The following is a 2,004-nucleotide window of genomic DNA, read 5'->3' on the forward strand; positions in this document are numbered from 1 at the left end:
GCAAATGACAAAAAAACGACTAATAAAAGCCCCTCTTGTCTTGGTACAAGCACAAATCCATTTTAGTGATTTGCCTTCTCGCGAATTAGGCACAGAACAGGAAATGGAAGATTTACACAAAGCCATGATCAAGCTCGGATTTGCTGAACGTATAGACACAGAGGTTGTTGAAATTGGTTTTCAATTTAAGCTAGAAGGTGATGGTTATGGTTATGGTGAACTAAAACAACAAAAAAGCAACTCAAAACGCTTGGTTTTTCGTGGTTTTAATAAAACCCAATCAGTCGAACTTATTCATAATCGCTTAACCATAAAAAACACACAGTACAAAAATTATGACAAGTATAGTGGTGATATAAAAGAAATTTTAAATGTATTTACCTCTCATCTAAATGACTTAAAAAATGTCCTGACAAAACAGGTAAGTATTCGTTATATTGATGTAATACTGCCCAGTAAAAAAATGGAGTTAAGTGATTACATTAATCCCAGTTTATTACCTTTTCACCCTGATTTTTCAAAAGAAACAATGGGTATTTCACAATCTATTACTGAAACAGGTGAAAATCAATTTATGGTTATCATGACTGAAGAAGTTAAAGCGAGTGTAACAGGTATTCCTGGTCGATGGTTGCCTGCTGATATGCTGGAATCTGATCAACAGGCTGTTTTAATTCTGAACCCCTATCTTGAAAAATATCACTCTCCCAAAAATTACGGAATATTAAACACTGATCATCGAATGGATTTTACTGAAGATGTGGAATGGAAAACAAATACAATAATGGAGCAACTTGATAGTTTATATAGTTTATCCAGTCAGTTTTTTTGGGACGCTATAACAGAGGTAGCAAAACAAGAATGGGAAGAATCCAATGAATAAAAAACAATTCTCAACAGCCTGTGGAATTGCCGCCCTAGCTCTTAATGGAATGCCAGCTATTGCAACAACGGGAACTAATGAAAATATAACAACCTACTTTTTACCTAGATTAAGTGAGAATAGCCCTGCATTAGAGAATCCCAGCAATTACTTCCCTATTGATCAACAAATCGATATATTAACGGTAACGGATGTAATCCACCGTGCAGAAAAAACATTGGGATTAAGTAAGCAACATTTAGCTGAGGTTTTTTTAACTACTCGACAGAACTTACACAACTTGTTAACTAAATTGGAACAAAAACCAAATCAAAAAACAGAGAATCGCGCCCAACAAGTTAATGAAGCATTAAGTATTATTAGTTCAAATTGTCCTCATAGATTAGGAGCAAGCACATTAACGATGCGAATTGACGATAAACGCTTATTTGATATTCTAACGAGTGAGTCTATTAATTTAGAACAAGTCGCTATTTTTTCTAAAACTATTGCCAAACGTATTAATAAACAATCTCAATCAACATTACCTGACTCTATTGTTAAACAGGAAGAATTCTTAAATAGACCTAATGCAGTATGAGCGAATCAGTAGGTATAGAACTTTTTAGCCAAGGCTGGGCACAAGGAACGTACCTGTTTTGTGAGTCTTTATCTGCTGATTTTCACCTGCATTGTTGGGCAACTACAGAAAACTTAGAAAAACAATTAACGGATAAGCGTAATACACTAATACTTCTTTCTCAAAATTGCGATATTACCGCCAAATATACAATAGAAAAAACGATTGAATTTGTCATTGCACGAAGACCAAAAAAGAAAAAACCGCCTCATTTTTTAAACCTGTATGCTAAAAGCACCCGTTTTCTTGAACTAGAACTAACAGATGGTTTTTGGTATAAGGCTGAAGCCTCAAAAGTACTTCAAATTGATAAACAAGATTTTATCAATCAAATTACTGCGAAAGCAATACAGCCAAGTGCATTAGAAAAAACAGATTGCGAAGTTTTGACTCGATGGCGTGCTAACCGTTATATGCGTGTGGCATTACCTGATAGTTTCGAAAATAAAATTAGATCACTTAGAGAAAATAACATTTTAGATAACGGTTTAGAACACGCAGG

At 34.5% G+C, this 2,004-nt stretch carries 2 protein-coding genes and 1 pseudogene; all 3 read left to right on the forward strand.

Annotation, left to right across the window (positions count from 1 at the left end):
• A partial coding sequence (locus CDZ78_RS19865) for a TIGR04255 family protein (protein WP_087871513.1) occupies positions 1–883 on the forward strand: 883 nt, incomplete at its 5' end.
• Positions 876–1,463, forward strand: coding sequence for a hypothetical protein (locus CDZ78_RS19870; protein WP_087871514.1), 588 nt, complete (start codon positions 876–878; stop codon positions 1,461–1,463). The genes CDZ78_RS19865 and CDZ78_RS19870, both read left to right, overlap by 8 nt.
• A pseudogene (locus CDZ78_RS19875) lies at positions 1,460–2,004 on the forward strand (hypothetical protein); the annotation flags it as partial. The gene CDZ78_RS19870 and the pseudogene CDZ78_RS19875, both read left to right, overlap by 4 nt.

Source organism: Bathymodiolus platifrons methanotrophic gill symbiont (genome assembly GCF_002189065.1).
GTDB lineage: Bacteria > Pseudomonadota > Gammaproteobacteria > Methylococcales > Methylomonadaceae > Methyloprofundus.